This is a genomic window from Streptomyces solicamelliae (assembly GCF_045348655.1).
Taxonomy (GTDB): Bacteria; Actinomycetota; Actinomycetes; order Streptomycetales; family Streptomycetaceae; genus Streptomyces; species Streptomyces solicamelliae.
Genome location: NZ_CP160404.1, coordinates 7170839 through 7190607, shown reverse-complemented (window position 1 = coordinate 7190607; position 19769 = coordinate 7170839). Strand labels below are relative to the sequence as shown.

The 19769-nt window shown below is 73.6% G+C and carries 18 protein-coding genes; 13 read left to right on the top strand and 5 right to left on the bottom strand.

The window, feature by feature from the left end:
* Positions 1 to 80 precede the first annotated feature (80 nt).
* The 4 genes from ABZO31_RS33185 (at position 81) to ABZO31_RS33170 (ending at position 4607) form a co-directional block, all read left to right on the top strand.
* Entirely contained in the window at positions 81 to 680 is a 600-nt protein-coding gene (locus ABZO31_RS33185; RefSeq protein ID WP_406865041.1) for a TetR/AcrR family transcriptional regulator, read from the top strand.
* Entirely contained in the window at positions 677 to 2242 is a 1566-nt protein-coding gene (locus tag ABZO31_RS33180; RefSeq protein WP_406865040.1) for a glycerol-3-phosphate dehydrogenase/oxidase, read from the top strand. Before ABZO31_RS33185 ends, ABZO31_RS33180 begins: the two co-directional genes overlap by 4 nt.
* A gap of 140 nt (positions 2243 to 2382) precedes the next feature.
* Entirely contained in the window at positions 2383 to 3996 is a 1614-nt protein-coding gene (locus ABZO31_RS33175) for a serine/threonine-protein kinase (protein ID WP_406865039.1), read from the top strand.
* On the top strand, positions 3993 to 4607 hold the full coding sequence (locus ABZO31_RS33170; protein WP_406865038.1) for a hypothetical protein: 615 nt from the start codon (positions 3993 to 3995) through the stop codon (positions 4605 to 4607). Before ABZO31_RS33175 ends, ABZO31_RS33170 begins: the two co-directional genes overlap by 4 nt.
* 16 nt (positions 4608 to 4623) lie before the next feature.
* Here ABZO31_RS33170 and ABZO31_RS33165 read toward each other — a convergent pair whose 3' ends face one another.
* The 3 genes from ABZO31_RS33165 to ABZO31_RS33155 all read right to left on the bottom strand — a co-directional run bounded on the left by ABZO31_RS33165 (position 4624) and on the right by ABZO31_RS33155 (position 6336).
* Entirely contained in the window at positions 4624 to 4875 is a 252-nt protein-coding gene (locus ABZO31_RS33165) for a type B 50S ribosomal protein L31 (protein ID WP_406865037.1), read from the bottom strand.
* A 103-nt stretch (positions 4876 to 4978) separates the two neighbouring features.
* Positions 4979 to 6163, bottom strand: a complete 1185-nt coding sequence (locus ABZO31_RS33160) for a helix-turn-helix domain-containing protein (RefSeq protein ID WP_406865036.1) — start codon at positions 6161 to 6163, stop codon at positions 4979 to 4981.
* A gap of 23 nt (positions 6164 to 6186) precedes the next feature.
* Positions 6187 to 6336, bottom strand: coding sequence for a hypothetical protein (locus ABZO31_RS33155; protein ID WP_406865035.1), 150 nt, complete (start codon positions 6334 to 6336; stop codon positions 6187 to 6189).
* A gap of 185 nt (positions 6337 to 6521) precedes the next feature.
* Between ABZO31_RS33155 and ABZO31_RS33150 the strand changes: the two genes are divergently transcribed.
* From ABZO31_RS33150 to ABZO31_RS33115, 8 genes are all read left to right on the top strand, one after another.
* Positions 6522 to 7505: a DUF3068 domain-containing protein gene (locus ABZO31_RS33150; protein WP_406865034.1), complete on the top strand. Its 984-nt coding sequence runs from the start codon at positions 6522 to 6524 to the stop codon at positions 7503 to 7505.
* Positions 7506 to 7753: 248 nt separating this feature from the next.
* The gene (locus tag ABZO31_RS33145) at positions 7754 to 8983 is read left to right on the top strand and encodes a glycosyltransferase family 4 protein (RefSeq protein ID WP_406865033.1); all 1230 of its coding nucleotides are present in this window, start codon (positions 7754 to 7756) and stop codon (positions 8981 to 8983) included.
* Entirely contained in the window at positions 8980 to 9699 is a 720-nt protein-coding gene (locus ABZO31_RS33140) for a class I SAM-dependent methyltransferase (protein ID WP_406865032.1), read from the top strand. Before ABZO31_RS33145 ends, ABZO31_RS33140 begins: the two co-directional genes overlap by 4 nt.
* The gene (locus ABZO31_RS33135) at positions 9696 to 13868 is read left to right on the top strand and encodes an alpha-(1->3)-arabinofuranosyltransferase domain-containing protein (RefSeq protein WP_406865560.1); all 4173 of its coding nucleotides are present in this window, start codon (positions 9696 to 9698) and stop codon (positions 13866 to 13868) included. The genes ABZO31_RS33140 and ABZO31_RS33135 overlap by 4 nt, the downstream gene beginning before the upstream one ends.
* Positions 13868 to 15142, top strand: a complete 1275-nt coding sequence (locus ABZO31_RS33130) for a condensation protein (RefSeq protein WP_406865031.1) — start codon at positions 13868 to 13870, stop codon at positions 15140 to 15142. The genes ABZO31_RS33135 and ABZO31_RS33130 overlap by 1 nt, the downstream gene beginning before the upstream one ends.
* Positions 15143 to 15192: 50 nt before the next feature.
* Positions 15193 to 15924, top strand: a complete 732-nt coding sequence (locus ABZO31_RS33125; RefSeq protein ID WP_406865559.1) for a class I SAM-dependent methyltransferase — start codon at positions 15193 to 15195, stop codon at positions 15922 to 15924.
* A gap of 4 nt (positions 15925 to 15928) precedes the next feature.
* The gene (locus tag ABZO31_RS33120; RefSeq protein ID WP_406865030.1) at positions 15929 to 16816 is read left to right on the top strand and encodes a hypothetical protein; all 888 of its coding nucleotides are present in this window, start codon (positions 15929 to 15931) and stop codon (positions 16814 to 16816) included.
* Positions 16817 to 16928: 112 nt separating this feature from the next.
* Positions 16929 to 17120 carry a Trm112 family protein gene (locus ABZO31_RS33115; RefSeq protein ID WP_406865029.1) on the top strand — a complete coding sequence of 64 codons (192 nt, stop codon included), beginning with the start codon at positions 16929 to 16931 and terminating at the stop codon, positions 17118 to 17120.
* A gap of 3 nt (positions 17121 to 17123) precedes the next feature.
* On the opposite strand, the gene ABZO31_RS33110 is transcribed toward ABZO31_RS33115, so the two are convergent.
* Positions 17124 to 17825, bottom strand: coding sequence for a bleomycin resistance protein (locus ABZO31_RS33110; protein ID WP_406865028.1), 702 nt, complete (start codon positions 17823 to 17825; stop codon positions 17124 to 17126).
* 133 nt (positions 17826 to 17958) lie between these two features.
* Between ABZO31_RS33110 and ABZO31_RS33105 the strand changes: the two genes are divergently transcribed.
* Entirely contained in the window at positions 17959 to 18525 is a 567-nt protein-coding gene (locus tag ABZO31_RS33105) for a GNAT family N-acetyltransferase (RefSeq protein ID WP_406865027.1), read from the top strand.
* 281 nt (positions 18526 to 18806) lie between these two features.
* Here ABZO31_RS33105 and ABZO31_RS33100 read toward each other — a convergent pair whose 3' ends face one another.
* Positions 18807 to 19532, bottom strand: a complete 726-nt coding sequence (locus ABZO31_RS33100; protein ID WP_406865026.1) for a dienelactone hydrolase family protein — start codon at positions 19530 to 19532, stop codon at positions 18807 to 18809.
* Between the last annotated feature and the right edge of the window lie 237 nt (positions 19533 to 19769).

The following is a 19769-nucleotide window of genomic DNA, read 5'->3' as shown; positions in this document are numbered from 1 at the left end:
ACAGCTTCTCGGTGGTTCGTCATGCTTCATCTCACCGAGGGAGCTGCCGTTCGGCCCGCTCTGCCATTACACTGTGACAGATGACGCCCATTCGTCACAACCACTCGGACGCAGATCCCGTGCTCGACGCCGCACGGGACTGCGTGCTCGCCGTCGGTGTACGGCGCACGACCCTGACCGACATCGCCCGCCGGGCGGGCGTCTCCCGGATGACCATCTACCGGCGCTGGCCCGACGTGCGGAGCCTCGTCGGCGACCTGATGACCCGTGAATGGGTCGCCGTCGCCGAGGACGCGATGCCGCCGGCCGACGACACCCGGCCGGTACGGGAGCGGATCGTGGACGGGCTCGTCGCGGGAGCGGCCGCCTTCCGGGCCCACCCGCTGTTCCACAAGATCCTCGACGTGGACCCCGAGCTGCTGCTCCCGTACGTCCTCGACCGCCGCGGCGCCAGCCAGGAGGCCCTGCTCGCGATCCTCGCCGCGGGGCTCGACGAGGGGCACCGGGACAAGTCCGTACGCGCCGGGAACACCGACCTGCAGGCCCGGTCGCTGCTCCTCGTCGTCCAGTCCTTCACGCTCTCGCTGCGCACCATGACCGACGAGACCGATCCCGAACTGAGCGAAGCCGCCTTCCTCGACGAGCTGCGCACCCTGCTGGAGAGGACCCTCACCCCATGAACCCCACGAGCAGTCCCGCCCTGACCGGCTCCTCCCTCGACGCCGAGCGCCGTGGCCGCGAACTCGCCGAACTCGCCGACGGCGCCGAGGTCGACGTCCTGGTCGTCGGGCTCGGCGCGACCGGCGCCGGCGCCGCGCTCGACGCGGCCACCCGCGGGCTCCGCGTCGCCGCGATCGACGCCCACGACCTCGCGTTCGGCACGTCCCGCTGGAGCTCCAAGCTGATCCACGGCGGCCTGCGCTACCTGGCGGTGGGGCAGCTCGACGTCGCACACGAGAGCGCCGTCGAACGCGGCGTCCTCATGGAGCGCACCGCCCCCCACCTGGTCCGTGCCCAGCCCTTCGTGCTCCCCCTCACCCCGCTGGTCGGCCGCGCCCAGGCCGCGCTCGCCCGCGCCGGGTTCCTGGCGGGCGACATGCTGCGGGCCGCCGCCCGCACCTCGCGGTCCACGCTGCCCGCGCCGCGCACCCTGTCCGCGGTCGAGACCCGGCACCTCGCCCCCGCGCTGCGCACCACCGGGCTGCGCGGCGGACTGCTGTCCTGGGACGGCCAGCTCACCGACGACGCCCGCCTGGTCACCGCGATCGCCCGCACCGCCGCCGCCCACGGCGCGCGGATCCTCACCCGCATCCGCGCCCTCGAACTCGGCGGCGACGGGGCGCTGGTGCGCGACGAGACCACCGGCGAGGAACTGCGCATCCGTGCGCGCACGGTCGTCAACGCGGCCGGTGTGTGGGCGGGCGGCCTCGTCGACGACGTCCGCCTGCGGCCCTCCCGCGGTACGCACCTGGTGCTGCGCTCCGAGGACCTCGGCCGGCTCTCGGCCGGTCTGCACATCCCGATCCCCGGCGAGACCAACCGCTTCGTCCTCGTCCTGCCCCAGGGCGACGGCCGGGTGTACGTGGGCCTCACCGACGAGCCCGTGGACGGCGACATCCCGGACGTGCCGGAGGTCCCCGAGACCGACATCGGCTTCCTCCTCGACGTCCTGGGATCCGCGCTCGACGTCACCGTGCAGCGCGCGGATGTGGTCGGGGCGTTCGCGGGGCTGCGTCCGCTGCTCGACACGCAGAATTCGGACGGCAGCACGGCGGACATCTCGCGCAAGCACGCCGTGCTGACCTCGCCCGATGCCGTCGTCACCGTCGTCGGCGGCAAGCTGACCACGTACCGGCGGATGGCCCAGGACGCCGTCGACGCCGCCGTGGCCGCGCGCGGACTGGCCGCCGGCCCGTGCCGCACCACGTCCGTACCGCTCGTCGGCGCCGATCATCCGCGCCGCCTCGCACAGCTCGACGTGCCCGCCCGGCTCGTCCGCCGCTACGGCACGGAGGCCGCGGCGGTGCACGCGCTCGGCGTCGAGGACCCGGAGCTCGCCCGCCCCGTCGTCCCCGGCCACCCCGTCACCGGGGCCGAACTGCTGTGGGCGGTCCGGCATGAGGGCGCGCTCGACGAGGGCGACGTCCTGGACCGCCGGACCCGTGTCGGTCTCGTCCAGGAGGACCGGGGCGCGGCGGAGTCGGCGGCCCGGGAGGCGCTCGCCAGGGCGGCGACCGTCTGAGGCCGTTCCGAATGCGTTCCGAAGCCGCCCCCTCGTCCGCTACGTAAGGTTTTCCACAGGCCTGTCGGGAACCGTCCGTGGCTGGAATCCTGTCCCTGTCGACGGGGTTCGCGCGGCAGCGCGACGCCGAGGGGGGACGGATGAACGGATGGACGGTCCCGGGCTACACGGAGCACCGGGAGCTGGGGGCGGGGGCGAGCGGTCGTGTCGTGCTCGCCGTGCACGACATGACCGGGGTGCCGGTGGCCGTGAAGTACCTGAGCGAGGAGCTGTGCGCGGACGAGGCGTTCGTGCACGGCTTCCGCGCCGAGGCCAGGCTGCTCGGGGCGCTCCACAGCCCGCATGTCGTGGGGTTCTTCGAGTACGTGGAGGCGCCCGAGGGCGCGGCCATCGTCATGGAGCTGGTCGACGGTGTGCCGCTGCGCGCGCTGATCGCTCAGGAGGGCGCGACCGGCCCGGAGGCCGCGCTGGTGGTGCTGAAGGGCTCGTTGCTGGGCCTGGCCGCCGCGCACGCGGCGGGCGTCGTGCACCGCGACTACAAGCCGGCGAACGTGCTGGTCGCCGCCGACGGCCACTCCAAGCTGGTCGACTTCGGCATCGCGACCGGCCGTGGCAGCACGCCGGGCGCTGCCGGTACGCCGGCCTACATGGCGCCCGAGCAGTGGCGCGGTGCCCCGGCCTCGCCGTCGGCGGACGTGTACGCGGCGACCGCCACGTTCTTCGAGTGCCTGACCGGCCGGAAGCCGTACCCGGGCGCCAACGTCGCGGAGCTGGCGCTGCAGCATCTGGACGCGCCGGTGCCGGACGGGCAGGTGCCGGAGCCGCTGCGGCCGCTGGTCCGGCGGGGGCTGGCCAAGAGCCCGGAGGAGCGCCCGCAGCACGCGGAGGCGTTCGTGACCGAGCTGGAGGCGGTGGCGACGGCGGCGTACGGGCCGGACTGGGAGGAGCGGGGTCGCGGCCGGCTCGCGGCGCTCGCCGCCCTGCTGCCGCTGCTGTTCCCGCTGTCCGCCGGTGTGGCGGAGGGAACGACGGCGCTGGCGACGACGACACTGCCGCGCCCGTGGTGGCGGATCCCGTACGGACTGCCGGCGGCCGTCGCCGCGCTCGTCCTGGCCGTGCTGATCGCGATCGCCGCGAGCGCGGGCGTCCCGGACTCCGACGTGGAGGAGACCGCCGCCCGGGCGCTCGCGACGACGAGCGCGGTGCCGGAGGAGCCCGAGCCGAGTACGAGTACGGGGCCGGAGTCCCCGTCGCCGAGCGCGGAGCCGTCGGCCTCGGCGACCAGTACCGAGCCTCCCCCGACGCCCACCACCGAGCCCTCGGACGAGACGTCGACCGAACCGCCGACGCCTCCCGGGACCACGACCACCACACCTCCGGTCGAGCCGCCGACCACGCCTCCGACCACGTCCGAACCGCCGACGCCCGTCGTCTCGGTGACCTCGGTGTCGGTCACGAGCCTGCGCCAGATCGGGCCGACTTCGGCCGAGGCCGTCGTCGAGGTCACGACGGACGGGCCCGGGGCGGTGACGGTGGCCGTCGACTGGTTCACCAGTGACGCGAAGGGCGTCCCCGGCGCGTCGGACGGCTCCGAGTCCTTCCGTCGCGAGGGCGCGACGCAGTACACGCTGACGCTCCGCCACACCGTCCAGGGCGGGGGCTGCTACTGGGGCGTGCGCGCCACCACCGACCCCGCCGCGGCGAACGGCGGTTCCCTCCAGCAGGTCTTCATCCGGCGGTGCACGATCACATGAACGACGACGACTACAGCGCCACAGAACTCGGCAGCCACTGGATCCAGCGCCCGGTGTCCGACACCGCGGCACCCGACCGGGTCGACGGCGCGGTCCTGCGCTTCGGACCCGGCGTGACCGCGGCGGCGGTGCACCGTGCGCAGAACACACCCACGGCCGCGCAGATCTGGCACGGCACCCTGCCCGGGGGGACGCCGGTACCGGGCCCGCCGCCCCGGCGCCGCTGGGCGCGCCGGTACGCGCTCGCGGCCGTCGTGCTGGTGGTCGTCCTGGCGATCCTCGCCTGGTGGCGCTTCGGGCCGGGAGTGGCGGTGCGGTCGGTGGCCGTCAGCGCCCCGCAGGGCGAGCTCGGCTGCGACGGCACGGCGGACGTGGTGGGTGTGGTCCGCACCGACGGCCGCCGGGGCGTGCTCACGTACCGCTGGGAGCGGAGCGACGGCACGGTGTCGCAGCCGCTGACCGAGCGGCTGGCGCGCGGTCAGCGGGAGGCCCGGCTCCATCTGCTGTGGACCTTCCACGGGCCGGGCGTCCACCGGGCGACGGCGCGCCTGGTGATCACCGACCCGACGGTCCACCACGCGACAGGGAGCTTCACGTACCGCTGCATATGAGGCGTGAGGGCCGGGGCTACTCCTTGCCCTCGCCGTACTTGCGCTCGAACTTGGCGATCCGGCCCTCGGCGTCCACCGTGCGGGCCTTGCCGGTGTAGAAGGGGTGGCTCTCGGAGGAGATCTCGACGTCGACGACGGGGTAGGTGTTGCCGTCGTCCCACTCGATGGTCGTGTCGCTGTCGGCCGTCGAGCGGGTCAGGAAGGCGAACCCGGCGGAGCGGTCCCGGAAGACCACCGGGCGGTACTCCGGCTGCTTGTCCTTCTGCACGTCGTCTCCTCACACGGGCTGCCTTGCGCGTACCCGCCCAGCCTGGCGGCAGCCGGGACGGGCGACCAGTGCCGCCGGGCCGACCGGGTGACGCCCTGGGGCGTCAGTCCGGGTCGGCGGGGAGTTCGCCGCGCAGCCGCTGGGCGCGCAGCACGAGGAGCAGTTCGAAGCGCCGGTCGGGGTCGTCCAGGGCCTCGCCCCACAGTTCGCGGATCTGGCGGATCCGGTAGCGGGCGGTCTGAGGGTGGATGCCGAGGCGGCCCGCGACTTCCGGGGCGCCGCCGGAGGTCTCGATCCAGGCGAGCAGCGTCGCGGCGAGGCGGCGCGCCTGGGTGGGGCCGACGCCCTGCAGCGGGGTGAGGCAGCGGGGTGCGGCGGCGTCGATGAGTTCGCGGGAGGGCAGCAGGACGAGTTCCTCGGTGCGTTCGGCACAGTGCTGGACCTCGCCGCGGGGCAGCAGGCCGTCCTCGATGAGCCGTACGGCGGTCTCCGCCCAGCGCAGCGAGGCCGGGGCCTCGCCGAGGGGCACGGACGGCCCGATCGCGCCGGACCAGCCGGTGGTGGCGCGGCGTACGAGGTCGGCGCGGCCGGCGGTGTCGGGTTCGGGGATGACCATGCGGGGCTGCTCGCTCTCCATGTCGAGCAGGATCCCCTGGCCGACGGCGGGGGCGACGGCCTCGCGGGCGGGCCGGATCAGCACGCCGACGGCGATGGTGGCGGGCAGTTCCCAGCCGATGCGCGCGGCGCGCTCGCCGAGGGTGCGCTCGGGGTCGGTGTGCGGAGCGACGAGCATCCGGTCGATCAACTGCCGCTGCAGGCGCAGCCGTTCGCTCTCCTGGCGGGCGGCGGCCTCGGCGTAGCCGCGGACGGACTGCTCGACGAGTCCGTCCAGGTACTCGAAGCCGGACTCGGCGAGTTCGTACATGGCGGGCGCGGCGATGTCGACCTGCTGGCCGATCTCGGCGAATCTGCGCCAGGCGAGGCGCACGCCGAGCCGGTACACGGCCTGGAGGGAGTCGAGGCTGCGTCCGTTGATCCCTTCTCCCTTGCCGAACTCCTGGAAGACCTCGGGCGGCATCCGCGGATCGGCCGCCCCTGCCGCCAGGTGCTGGACGAAGGCCTCGATGGCCCGGCGGATGCCGACGAGCGCCTTGGGCTCGCCGGACTCGTCCTCCATGAGCCGCAGTTGGGGGAACTCGCTGCGGATCTGACCGAGGATCGTCTGTGCCAGGTCGCCCGACTCGGCGAGGGCGATCGCGGCGAACCGCTCCACCTTCAGCCGGGGCACCTCGCTCCACGCGGTTCGGGTCCTCAACGTGTCGCGGCCGTCTCGTAGGTGATCAGGGGAACGTTGGGCTGCTCGGGCGGTGCCTCGAGCAGGGCCACGATGCCGAAGGCGGCGCCGGCGGCCAGGGCCGCGGCGAACAGCGCGGTGGTCAGTGCGGCGAGCAGTCTGCGCATTGTGTCGGGTCAGCTCCTCGTGTGGAGACGATCCCACCCCGGCCGGCCCCCACCGGCTGAGCGCCCAGTGTTGACGTGACATTGACAATCCGTCAAGTGCGGGCCTACGGTCTGCGCCACGAGGGCTCGACCGGCCCTGGGGTCCGTGCGTCTCCGTGCGAGTTTCTCGAACCAGGAGTGCCCGGATGCGCCGTTCCGCCTCACCGCCTGCCCTGACGCTGTTCGGCGTCGGGGTGTTCCTGCTGGTCCTGGCCCCTTTGCTGGTGTGGTACGTGCAGCCGCACGCGAAGCGCACCCCGGTGGACGTCGACACCACGACCGTGTTCACCGGCACCGGCCGCTACTTCGACATCGGGCGCCTGAAGACCCTGGACGGACAGCGGCTCACCATCACGCGCAAGGTCCGCGGCGACGTCGCCGACAGCGTGAAGAGCGGCAACGCCGTCTGGGACGTGTCCACCTCGGTCGACACCGACGCCACCCTGCCCGCCTCCGACACCCGCGACTCGCTCCAGTGGACCCTGGAGCGCTGGGTGACCGACCGGCGCACCAACGAGCCGGTGCACTGCTGCCGCGAGACGCCCGCCTTCGACGGCGAGGCGTACCTGAAGTTCCCCTTCGACGTCCAGGAGCGCGACTACCGCTGGTGGGACAGCACGCTCGGCAGCGTCGTCCAGCTCCGGTACGAGGGTCCCCGCACCGTGCAGGGCTACCAGGGCCTGCGCTTCACCGGGAGCGTGCCGCCCACGCGGACCGGCGTGCGGCAGGTCCCCGGCCGGCTCGTCGGCCTGCCGAGGACACCGCAGGTGCTCGCCGAGGAGTGGTACGCCAACAGCGGTATCGAACTGGTCGCGGACCGGCGCACCGGACGCATCATGTACGCCGCCATCGGCCCGCGGAAGACGCTGCGCGCGCCGGGTTCGGACAAGGACGCGGTGGTGCTCCTGGAGAGCGACGAGCTCGCCTTCACCGACCGGACGCAGCGGCAGCAGGTGGACCTGGCGGCGGCGGACAGCCGGAAGCTTGAGCTCCTCGGCAGGACCGCGCCGCTGGTGGCCGGCGGGCTCGGCGCGGTACTTGCGCTGGTCGGAGGCGTCCTCGTGGCGCGGGGACGGCGAAGCGGGCCCGAAGCGCCGAATGCTCACCTGGTGACGAATCAACTCGTCTGAGTGCGCGACAAGTTGTCATACCGGTGAGTAGCCGCGCATCGAACACGTACCGAAGACTGGCGTTCCCAACCAAGCACGGCCCCACCCGGTCACCCCCGCCCCCTCCGCAGGCCCCACCGCAGACGCACCCGCAGACCCACCCCCACACCCCAGTCCCCCTGCGGCCCCCCTCCCCACTCCCCCGTGGGCGTCCCCTCGCTGCACCCCTCTCCCCCACCCCCCGCACCCCGACACGAGTTGGAGCACCCATGCCCCAGCACGTCCCGCCGCCGCGGCTCCGCCCCGCGCCACCGCACCCGCAGCCGCAGCCGCACCCGCAGCCGCTCCAGTGGCCGCTCGGCAGCCGTTCCCCGGCCCGTCCGCACGGAAGCGGGGAGGTACCCCGGCGCATCGCCTTCCTCGCCCATCGCGACCTCGGCAACCCGGCCGCCGGCGGCTCCGAGCTGCTGATCGACCGGCTCGCCTCCGGCCTCACGGAGTTGGGCCATGACGTCACGCTGCTGTGCGGCGGCCCGGCGGCCGAGCGGCCGTACCGCGTCGTGTCGGCGGGCGGCACGTTCGGGCACTTCGTCGGCGCGAGGTCCGCGTTCGCCCGTGAGGTCGGCTCCTGCGACCTGCTCGTCGAGGTGTGCAACGGCATGCCGTACCTGTCCCCGCTGTGGCACCGCGGCCCCACGGTCTGCCTGGTGAACCACGTGCACACGGAGCTGTGGGGGATGCGCTTCCCCGGCCCGGTGGCCCGTGCCGGCCGGCTCCTGGAGCACTGGGCGCTGGCCCGGGCGCACCGGGGCAATCTGCTGGTGGCCGTGTCCCCGTCGACCGCGGCGGCGCTGCGGGCGATCGGGGTGCCGCAGGAGCAGATCCGCGTCGTGCACAACGGCGTCCAGGAGCCCGGGCCGTCCGCGCCGCGCTCGGCGTCGCCCGTGTTCGTGGCCCTGGGCCGGCTGGTCGACTACAAGCGGATCGATCTGCTGCTGCGGCTCTGGGAGCGGGTCCGGCCGGTCGCCGGCGGACGGCTCGTGATCGTCGGCGACGGACCCGAGCGGGCGCGACTGGAGCAACTCGCCGGTCCCGGTGTGGAGTTCCGGGGCCATGTGTCGGAGGAGGAGAAGCACCGGCTGCTGTGCGAGGCGTGGCTGCTGCTGCATCCGGCGGCCGTCGAGGGCTGGGGCCTGGTGGTGACCGAGGCCGCGGCCCGGGGCACGCCGACGCTCGCGTTCGACGTGCCGGGCCTGCGGGACTCCGTGCAGGACGGCGTCACCGGTCTGCTGGCGCGCGGGGAGTCGTCCTTCGCCGCGGCCTGGTGCACCCTCGCGCTCGACGACGCACGCCGGGAGGCCATGGGCAAGGCCGCAGCGGAGGAGGCCGTCGCGTACCGGTGGAGCAGCACGGTACGGCGGTTCCGGACCGTCGCCGAGGAGGCCGTGCGCCGTACGGGAGCCGCCAAGGGCCCGCAGGCGGAGGGCGTACGGACGTGAAGGACCCCTCGTTCCGCCGTTCCGCGGCCCTCTTCCGGGCCTTCCTGCGCGAGCAGGACGATCCGCACACCGCGTACGAGCTGCTGGCCCGCGACGCGGCCGACCAGGTCGAGCGGCATCTGTCGCTGCACGGCCGGGTGGTGGCCGACGTCGGCGGCGGACGCGGCTACTTCACCCGGGAGTTCCGCCGCCGCGGCGCACACAGTCTCCTCTTCGAGCCGGACGCCGCCGAACTGGCCGCCGAGCCGGAGGCCGGGACGGTCGTCGCCGACGGCTATCTGCTGCCGCTGGCCGACGCCGCGGCGGACGTCTGCTTCTCGTCCAACGTGCTGGAGCACGTGCGCGACCCGGACACCTTCCTCAGCGAGATGGTGCGGGTCACCCGCCCCGGCGGGCTGATCCACGTCTCCTTCACCAACTGGCTCTCGCCCTGGGGCGGCCACGAGTGGGCCCCTTGGCACTACCTCGGCGCCGAGCGGGCCCGGGCGCGGTACGAGAAGCGCACCGGCCGGGCCGCGAAGCACCGGCTCGGCGAGAACCTGTTCGCGATCGGCGTCGGGCCGACGCTGCGCCACGTCCGGGGCCGGGACGACGTGGAGGTCGTCTCCGCCCGCTCCCGGTACTGGCCGGTGCTGCCGGAGCTGGTGCCCCGGCTGCCGGTGGTGCGGGAGTTCGCGACGTGGAACCTCCTCCTCATACTCCGGCGGTGTTCATGACCAGCGCGATCCACGCCCGTCCGCCGGCCTCCCCGGCCACGCCCGGTCCCCCGCCGGGCGCGCCGGGCGGGCCTCCGCCGCACCGGCGCTCGCGGCGCTGGCTGCTCGGCTTCTGGGCGGCGGTGTTCGCGGCGTTCCTGGCCGTGTCGCCGGGGCGGATGACGTTCGAGACGAAGCTGGGGGTCGTCGCCGACCCGTGGCAGTTCCTGCGTGATCTGGGCCAGTTGTGGCACGACCGGGCCGGTTTCGGCGGGATCGCCGACCAGTACGTCGGCTACGCGATCCCCATGCTGCCGTTCCACGCGGCCGCCGATCTGGCGCGGCTGCCGGTCTGGCTGGCGGAGCGGCTCTGGCTCTCGCTCGTCGTGACCACCGCGTTCTGGGGCGCGCTGCGGCTGGCGGAACGGTTCGGCGTCGGGTCGCCTGCCTCGCGGCTCGTCGGCGCGGCGGCGTACGCGCTCTGGCCGACGTACACGATCGTCGTCGGCTCGACCTCGGCCGCCGCGCTGCCGGGTGCGGTGCTGCCGTGGGTGCTGCTGCCGCTGACGGACCCGCGGACGAGCGCGCGCCTGGCCGCTGCCCGCTCGGCGCTGATCATTCCGCTGATGGGCGGGGTGAACGCGGCGTCGACGCTGGCGTCGCTGCTGCCCGTCGGCCTGTATCTGCTGTCCCGGCCCGGCGGGAGCCGCAAGCGCGCGCTGATCGCCTGGTGGACGCCGTGCGTGCTGCTCGCGACGGCCTGGTGGGTCGTGCCCCTGCTGCTGCTCGGCACGTACGGCGAGAACTTCATGCCGTACGTGGAGTCCTCGCAGACCACCACGGCGACGATGTCGGCGGCCGAGGTGCTGCGCGGCGCCGGGAACTGGGTGGGCTACCTGCACTTCGGCGAGGCATGGCTGCCGGCGGGCTGGTCCGTGGCCACCTCGGCGGTGGTGATCACCGGTTCGGTACTGGCCGCGGCGCTCGGCCTGGCGGGGCTAGCCCGCCGCGACCTGCCGGAGCGGCGCTGGCTGGTCCTGACCGCGACGGTGACGGCCGTGATCACGCTCGCCGGGTACGGCGGCGCGCTCGGCGGCCCCTTCCACGCGACGGTGCAGGACTGGCTGAACGGGCCGCTGGTGCCGTTCCGGAACATCTACAAGTTCCAGACCGGTCTCGCCCTCGCGCTCGTCCTCGGCCTGGTGCATCTGGCGGGCACGGCGCTGCCGCGGGCTCTGCGGCGGATGTCCGCGCCGGTCCTGGTCCGCCGCCTCGTGCCGGTGCTGGCCGCGGTGCTGGTGCTGCCCGGCCTGGCCTGGCCGTACGTCAACGGCTCGATCCTGCAGCCGGGTTCGTTCCGGGGACTGCCCACGTACTGGAAGGCGACGGCGGACTGGCTGGCCGAGGAGGCGCCCGACGACCGGGCCCTGGTCGTCCCGGCGACCGCGCACGGCATCTACACCTGGGGCTCGCCCATCGACCAGCCGCTCGACGTGCTCGCCCGCTCGCCGTGGGCGCAGCGCGACTACGTGCCGTTCGGCACGGCCGGCAACCGGCGGGCGCTGGACGCGGTGGAGCAGGCGCTGACCTCCGGCGGCGAGGTGCCGGGGCTCGCGTCGTTCCTCGCGCGGGCGGGGCTGTACCACGTCGTGGTGCGCAACGACCTCGACCCGGACCAGATCGAGCATGTGCCCACCGCGACGGTGAAGCGGACGCTGGAGGCCTCCGGGTACCGGCGCGTGACCGGCTTCGGTCCGCTGCTGACCGACGGCCGGATCGCCGACGACACACCGGTCCAGGTGGAGGGCCTGTACCCGCTGCAACGTGCGGTCGAGATCTACGAGCCGCCGTCCGGCACGCCGCGTCCCGGCCGGGCCCGTATGACGCCGGCCTCGGAGACCGCGGTCGTCAGCGGCGGGCCGGAGTCGCTGCTGCCCCTGTCCGGCTCGGGCGTCCTGGACGGGCGCGCCACGGTGCTGTCCGGCGACGCGCATCCGGGCGTCGACTCTCCCGCGCTGTACGCCGCGGGCGACGGCATGCGGCGCGCCGACACCCGGTTCGGGCTGGTGAAGTCGGGGACCTCGTACACGTACACCCGCGACGAGCGGAACGCGGAGCGGTCGGTCCAGGACCCGGGCGAGGAGCCGCGGCAGATCCTGCCGCTCGACGGGGTCGAGCACCAGACGGCGGCCGTGCTGCGCGGTGCGGAGTCGGTGACCGCGTCCTCGGTCGGCAACTGGCTGTTCCATCTGCCGCAGTACGACCCGGTCAACGCCTTCGACGGCAATCCGGACACCGGCTGGGCCGAGGGCTCGCCCGGCTCCCCGGCGGGCGAGTGGGTGCGGATCGGGTTCACCGGCCCGACGCGGATCCCGGGGACGCTGGACGTGACGCCGCTGCCGAGCGGCAATGTGCGCGCCGCGCCCACGGTGGTGCGGGTCGAGACCGACCGGGGCAGCCGGGTGAGCCCGCTGCGGCCGGACGGCGGTACGCAGCAGATCGCCGCGCCGGAGGGCGAGGCGAACTGGCTGAAGGTGACGATCCTGCGGTCGCAGCAGGGCCGCCCGGGGCTGACCGGTGCGGGGTTCTCCGAGATCACGGTGCCGGGTGTGCAGGTGACCCGGATGCTGGAGCTGCCCGGCGACGCGCCGCGCGGGGTGTCCGGGTCGGTCGGCATGCCCGTCGTGTACGCGCTGTCGCGCGGCAGCGACCCCGGTGGACTGTCCGCGGTCTCCGCCGAGGTGGGGCTGCACCGGCAGTTCGACGCGATCACGACCGGCGACTACACGGTGCGGGCGAGTGCGCTGCCCGTACCCGGCAAGGAGCTGGACGACCTGCTCTTCGCGCTCACCGGGCAGCGGGACAAGCTCGTCGTCGGCGCCGACTCGACCGCCCGGCTCGGCACCAACCTGAGCCCGCGGAACCTGACGGACGGCGATCTGACCACGGCCTGGGTCGCGGGCGAGCGGCCCGTCCTGCATCTGCGGTGGCCGGAGAAGACCTCGGTCGGCGAGATCGTGCTGGCCGCGGCGGGCGGGCTCGCCACCCGGCCCGAGCAGGTGCAGATCAGCTCGCCGGACGGCACCGCGATCGCGGCGGTCGACGAGAACGGGCTGGCGCGCTTCTCCCCCATCACGACGGACCGGATGGACATCACGATCTCGCGCGTCGCGCCGCTGACCATGCACAATCCGGTCGCCGACGAGGATCTGCAACTTCCCGTCGGACTGAGCGAGTTGCACATCCCGGCACTGGAGAAGTACCGGGCGCCTCAGCCGGATCCGGCCAAACGGTTCACACTGCCGTGCGGCAAGGGGCCGATCGTGTCGGTCGACGGCCGGTTCCTGGAGACCCGCGCCGAGGGCCGGGTACGGGACCTGACGGAACGCCGGCCGATCGCGGTCACCCTCTGCACGGAGGGCAGCCGGGTAGCCCTGGAGCGCCGCACGCACACCGTGGAGGCCGGTGACACCGGGCCGCTGGCGGTCACCCGGATCGACCTCACGGCCGGTGCGGCGCGGGGCGTGACGTCCGCGCCGCGCAAGGTGGAGTCCGTGTCGGGCGGCGGGGACGAGCGCACGCTGCGGGTGGCCGCCGGCGAGGCCGCGTACCTGCAGCTGCACGAGAACCACAACGCGGGCTGGAAGGCCACGCTGGACGGGGAGGAGCTGCGGCCGCTGCGCGTCGACGGCTGGCAGCAGGCCTGGCTGGTCCCCGCCGGCAAGGGCGGCACGGTGACCCTGGTCTACGAGCCCTCACGGGTGTACGGGGCCGGGCTCGTCGGGGCCGCGGCGCTGCTGGTGGTGCTGGCGGCGCTCGCGGTGTTCGGGCGGTCGTCGGGGCGGCGGCGTGCGGTGGAGCTCGCGGCGACGCAGCCGCCGCCCGGTCCGGGGTTCGTCCTCGGGACGGTGGTGCTGACACTGGCCGGTGCGGTGATCGCGGGGCCTGCCGCGGCTGTGGTACCGGTGCTCGCGGTGGTCGCGTGGCTGCGTCCGGGGCTGCTCGGTCCGCTCGCGTTCGCGGCGATGGCCGGGGCGGGCGTGGCGGTGCTGGCCGGGAGCGGCGAGGCGGCGGCGCTGGGCCGGGGGGCGTACGGGCCGGTGGCCCAACTCCTCGCGCTCACAGCGCTGTTCGCGGCGCTGGTGGCGGTGGGCGACCGTCGGGAGCGTGGCGGACGAGGGGATCTGTGATGGCGGGCCAGGGGGTCGGGGCGACGCGTGTGCCGTTCGCCGTCGTGGACGAGATCGCCCGCCATTGCGCGGACGATCGCGAGCCGAACACGGTGCACATCGAGATCCACCTGCCGGGCCGGGTCGAACCGGTCCGGCTGCGGGAGGCGTTCGCCCAGGCGCTCGCCCGGCATCCGCGGGTGCTGATGCGGGAGCGGGAGCGGGGCGTGCTGGCGCTGCGGTACGAGTGGGAGCTCGTCGGGGCGCTGGGAGCCGACGCGGTGTCCTTCCCGCCCTGCGTGCCGGGGGCGCTGGCGAGCGCCCGGCAGCGGGCGCTCAGCGAGGCGCCGTCGCTGTTCGCCGCGCCGCCACTGCGGCTGGAGGTGGTGGAGGAGCCGGGGCGCGACGGGTGCGTGCTGCTTTTTACGGTGCACCACACAGCGCTCGACGGTCCGGCATGTCTGCGGATCGCGGCGACGGCGGCGGAGATCTACGGCGGTCGCGCGGCGGAGCCGGTACCGCATCCGGTGCGGCAGCCGGCCGTCGAGTCGCGCGGGGCGTCCCCGGCGGTGGCCCGCCCCGCACGCGTGGCGGCGGGCCGGGCGGCGGACGGGCCCGGCAACGGGATGCTGGTCACCGAACTCCCTGTACCACGAAGGGAGTCGGGCGCGCCCTACACGGTGAACGACCAGCTGATGGTCGCGACGGCACTGACGGTCGCCGACTGGAACCGGGAGCAGGACGTCCCCGACCGCCCGCTGCGCATCACCATGCCGGTCGACGACCGCACCCGCGGCCCCGCCATGCCGATCGGAAACGGCACACGGCTCGTCGAGGTCGGCTTCACGGCGGCGGAGACGGCCGCGGACACGGACGTGGACGCGCTGCTGCGCCGTACGGCGGAGCGGACGCGCGCCCTGAAGGCGCGCCCCCGACCCCAACTCGGGCGGGGCGCATCGGTGTTGACGGCTCCGGTGCTGCCGGTCGCCGCGCGGGCCGTGCTGACCCGCGGGGTACGGCGGCTGGCCGCGTCGTGGACGTCCACGACGCTGCTCAGCAACATCGGCCGCATCCCGTATCCGCTGGACTTCGGCGAGGCGGGCCGGGCGCGGGCGGTCTGGTTCTCGGCCCCGGCGGGGATGCCGCGCGGTCTGACGTTCACGACGGCGTCGACCGGGGGCCGGCTCCACCTGGTGCTGCGCTGGTCCCGGGCGCTGCTGGGCGACGAGGACGGGGCGCGCTTGCGGGAACTGTTCGCGAGCAGGCTGGCGGCGACGGACGGGGAGGGGCTGTGAGCGGGGAGACGCTGACGACGGAGGGGCGGGCGGCGGGGCCCGCGCCGACGATCCGGGAGCAGGGTGGGGAGCCGACCCCGGCTCTGCGGGACTTCTACGAGAACCCGGCCGTCCCGGTCGCGTCGGGCGACGCGCGGAGCCGCCGGCAGGCCCGGCTGCTCGCGGCCGCCCTCGCGGCCACCCCGGGCGCCCTGGTCGTGGACGTGGGCTGCGGGGACGGCACGGCGGCGGCGGTGGCGGGCCCGATCCTGGCCGGACACCGGATCGTGGGCGTGGACTGGTCGCAGGACGCCTTGCGCCGGGCGCAGCCGAGGATCGGGCAGGTGGTGCGGGGCGCGCTGGACGACGGCGGGCTCCCGTTCGCGGACGGCTGCGCGGACGCCGTGCTGTTCAGCGAGGTCGTCGAGCATCTCGTGGACCCCGACGCGGCGTTGGACGAGCTGCGGCGCATCCTGCGCCCCGGCGGTCACCTCATGCTGTCCACCCCGAACCTCGCCGCCTGGTACAACCGCGGGCTGCTGCTCGCGGGCGTGCAGCCGGTGTTCTCGGAGGTGAGCCTGCGGGGCATCCACGGACGCCCCGGCACCGAAGTGGTGGGCCATCTGCGGCTGTTCACGTCGCGGGCGCTCCGCTCGTTTCTGCTGTCGGCGGGCTTCGAGGACGTACAGATCACGGGGGCACCGTTCCACGGCGTGCCGCGCGGGCTGCGTCTGATCGACCGGGCGGCGTGCAGCGTGCCGTCGACGGCGTCGATCCTCCTGGCGCACGCGCGGCGGAGGTAGCGGGATGTGGTGGGGCGTAGGAGCGGCACTGACCGCGAACCTCCTCTACAGCGTCGGCTTCGTCCTGGAGAAGCGGGCGCTCGGCTCGCTGCCGCCGCTGTCGGCGGACCGGCCGCTGCGGGTGGTGGGGCTCCTCATCACCAGCCCCCTGTGGCTGGCGGGCTCGCTGGCACTGGCGGCCGGGTTCGTCGCGCAGCTGGTGGTGTACCGCGCGCTCCCGATCGCCGCCGCGCAGGGCATCTTCGTCTCCGGCCTCGTCCTGCTGCTCCTCCTGTCGTCGGCGGTGCTCGGCGAACGCCCGTCGGGGCGTGAGCGGCAGGCGCTCGGGTTGGTGCTGGTGGCGCTGCTGATGGTGGTGGCGTCACTGAGCAAGGGGGACGAGGAGGTGAGTACGGGGGCGCCGTGGATGCTGGTGCTCCTGGTGTCGGTGCCCACGCTCGCGGCGGGGCTGCTGCTGTACGAGCGGGTGGAGCGCCGCGCCCGCCGCCGGCACCGGGTGCCGACGAACGGCATCGGGTACGGGGTGGCCGTGGGCCTGCTGTACGGCGTGAGCTCGCTCGCCATCAAGGGCGCGTCGGGCCGCCTGACCAGTACGAACGTGATCGAGTCGGCGAAGGCGCTGCTGGGTTCGCCCTATCCGTACCTGCTGCTGTTCACGGCGGGCGCGGGTCTGGTCATGTCGCAGGCGGCCCTGCAGCGGTGCCGCGCCTCGCTGATCGTGCCGGTGTGTACGACGGTGACCTGTCTGTTCACGGCGGTCGTCGGCACGCTGACGTTCGGCGAGCGCCTCCCCGAGGACCCGTGGCTGCTGACGTTCCGCGTCGCGGGGACGGCACTGGCCCTGTCGGTCCTCCTGATCATGCCGCGGCACGACGAACCGCAGCCGGCGTGAGGCGACGGTACGACGACAGGACGACGCCACGACGCCACCCCTACGACATCCTCCTTCGACATCCCCCTTCGACATCCCCTTCGACATCCCTCGACGACCGAGTGAGGCAGCGATGAGCCCCGAAGACCCCCTGCTGACGATCCTGGCATGCCCCCTGGACAAGGGCCCGTTGACGCTGGAGCCGGACCAGGAGGCCCTGTACAACCCGCGCCTGCACCTCCGCTACCCGATCGTGAACGGCATCCCGCAACTCCTCCCGAGCTCGGGCGTCAGGGTCACGGTGCGGGAGGAGGGAAAGGAATAGCCGTCACCCCGGCATCTCCTCCAGACGACCGAGATCGTCCCGCACCGCCTCACGCTCTCCTGGGGTGAGATCGAGGGCGGCGGCCTGCGCGAGAAAGGCCGCCGCGGCGGAGTCGTCCCCGAGTCGCAGGGCGACGTCCCCGCGCAGCACGAGCAGGCGAAACAGCTGAGCCGGTGAGGGAGTCTTCCCCTCCCCCCGAAGAGCGCGATCGAGGACGCGCGCGGCCCCCTCGGGATCCTCCTTGGAGTCCGCGAGCAGCGCCGCGTGATGCAGGGCCTTGCCGAAGGGGTCCTTGGGCGCGGCCCGATGATGCAGGTCCTGGCCGATCGGCTGCCCGACGCGCAGACAGTTCCCGCCCGGATCGGTGACGAGGAACTGCCGTACCCCGTGCGAGGTGTCCCTCAGCGCTCCGATTCGCGGCAGACCACGGCTGGGCACCCGCCCGTAGACCGCCTTCAGCCCGCTCCGGAACTCCGCGTGCAGCCGGTCGACGTCATCGGTCCGCACGACGCAGGTGCTGTAGGACGAGGCGGGCTCGTAGTGCTTCATCCCGAAGAAGTGCAGCTGGATGCCGCCACGTTCGACGACGGCGTAGGGATGGGGACTCCTCTGCTGAAAGGTCACCTCGAAGCCGAGGGCGACGTAGAAGTCGAGGACAGGCAGGAGGGTCTGGCAAGGCAGGACCGGAATCGTCTTCTCACCCATGCCGGCGACTCTAGTAAAACTTGACTACTGAGGCAACGCCGCACGAAAACTCAGGCGACAACCAACCCCTCCCCGGCTACCGTCGCCGCCGAAGCGGCATGCCCGGAGACGACGGAATTGGTGGGGCGGGGCGATGAGCGACATGTGGACCGGTAAGCGGATCCGGCTGCGGGGTGTCGAGCCGGAGGACTGGGAAGGCTTCCGCGACCTCGCCGGCAACACCGTCGACGTCCGCAACGCCGACATGGTCGAACCGCCCCGGTCGGACGCGAGCTTCCGCGCGTGGACCGAGGAGCGCGCCGGCCGTTCGCCGCAGACCGAGTCGTTCCGCCTGGTGATCGAGACGCTGGCCGACCGCGCGTTCGCGGGCTCCGTGACGGTCGGCGAGACCGACCGCCGCGCCGGCCGCTTCAAGATGGGCATCGAGGTCTCCCGCGACCACCGCCTCAAGGGCTACGCGACGGAGGCGAACGAACTGGTCCTCACGTACATGTTCGCCGAACAGCGCTACAACAAGTGCGAGGTGGAGGTCTACGCCTTCAACGAGCCGTCCCTCGCCCTCTACCGCAAGCTGGGCTTCACGGAGGAAGGCGTCCTCCGCCAGCACGAGTTCTTCGCCGGCGCCCACCACGACCTGGTACTTTTCGGCCTCACCGCCGCCGAATACTGGACCACCCACCGCACGCCGACGTTGCACTGACCGCCAGTCGGGACACCCTTGAAAGCCACCCCGTCAGCCAGGGAGCCGCAGTGCAGAAACCCGGCAGCGCCGCGACGTAGGCCCTCCCGACGGCGGTCACGCGGGCACAGCGGGCAGAGCGGACCGCTTCGATCCTCTGCTGCTGGACAGCCCGCTGGTGACCGACTGTGATCGACCTCGGCTCTGCGCGAGACCCTGACCGAGCGACTCGCCCGCGTACGCCCGGGACACCCCTGGATCGCGGGCCTGTAGCCAACGGTTTACCGGGGTTGCCGACCGGATCACTCCGTTATGGGCAGGCACTCGGCGAGCAGGTCGACGACGTCCCGCCAAGCTCGCTGCGCGTGCTGAGGGTGAAAACCGACCCCAGGAAGCACGATGTGGTCGACCGGTGGGTGATGGAAGGCGTGCAAGGCGCCGCCGTAGACCACGAGGCGCCAGTCAACGCCCGCAGCCTGCATCTCGGCAGCGAATGCGTCCCGTTGCGCGGGCGCCATGATCGGGTCTTCCGACCCGACCCCGGCCCACACCGGGCAGTGAATGCGCGCCGTCTCGCCTGGTCGGCCCGTGGTCAGTCCGTTGACTGTCGCGATCGCGCGCAGGTCGACGCCGTCGCGCCCGAGTTCCAGCGCGATGGCACCCCCGGTGCCGTAGCCGACGGCGGCGATCCGGTCCGGGTCGGTCCGCGGCTCGGCGCGGAGCACGTCGAGCGCCGCGTGGCCGATGCCTCGCATCCGGTCGGGGTCAGCGAGCAGCGGCATGCAACGGGCCAACATATCCTCAGGGTCGCCCAAATAGCGCCCGCCGTGGAGGTCGAAGGCCAGCGCCACGTATCCCAGCTCGGCGAGCACATCGGCCCGGCGGCGCTCGACATCGCTGAGCCCCACCCCCTCGGGCCCGACCAAGACGCCGGGCCGGCGGTCGACACCGGCCGGGAGCGCGAGATGCCCGACCATCGTCAGGCCGTCGGCCGCGTATTCGATCGTGTGCGTGGTAGCCGTCGTCATGAGCCTGGACTGTAGTGATCGTCGAGCCCGGTCGGGCCGGTGTTCTGCCGCCGGCAGAAGGCAGGTCTCCGGCGTATTCCGGAACCACCCCCTCAGCGGTTCAGCTCAGAGCCTGTGAACAAACCGCCGTCCGCCCGAAGGGCGGGCGCACCGGACGCTGCTGCTCACAGACGGGGTCAGGCCGGCGGGATGCAGGGTCGGTAGCAGGGTTCATACTTTCGCGGTTTCCGATGTGCT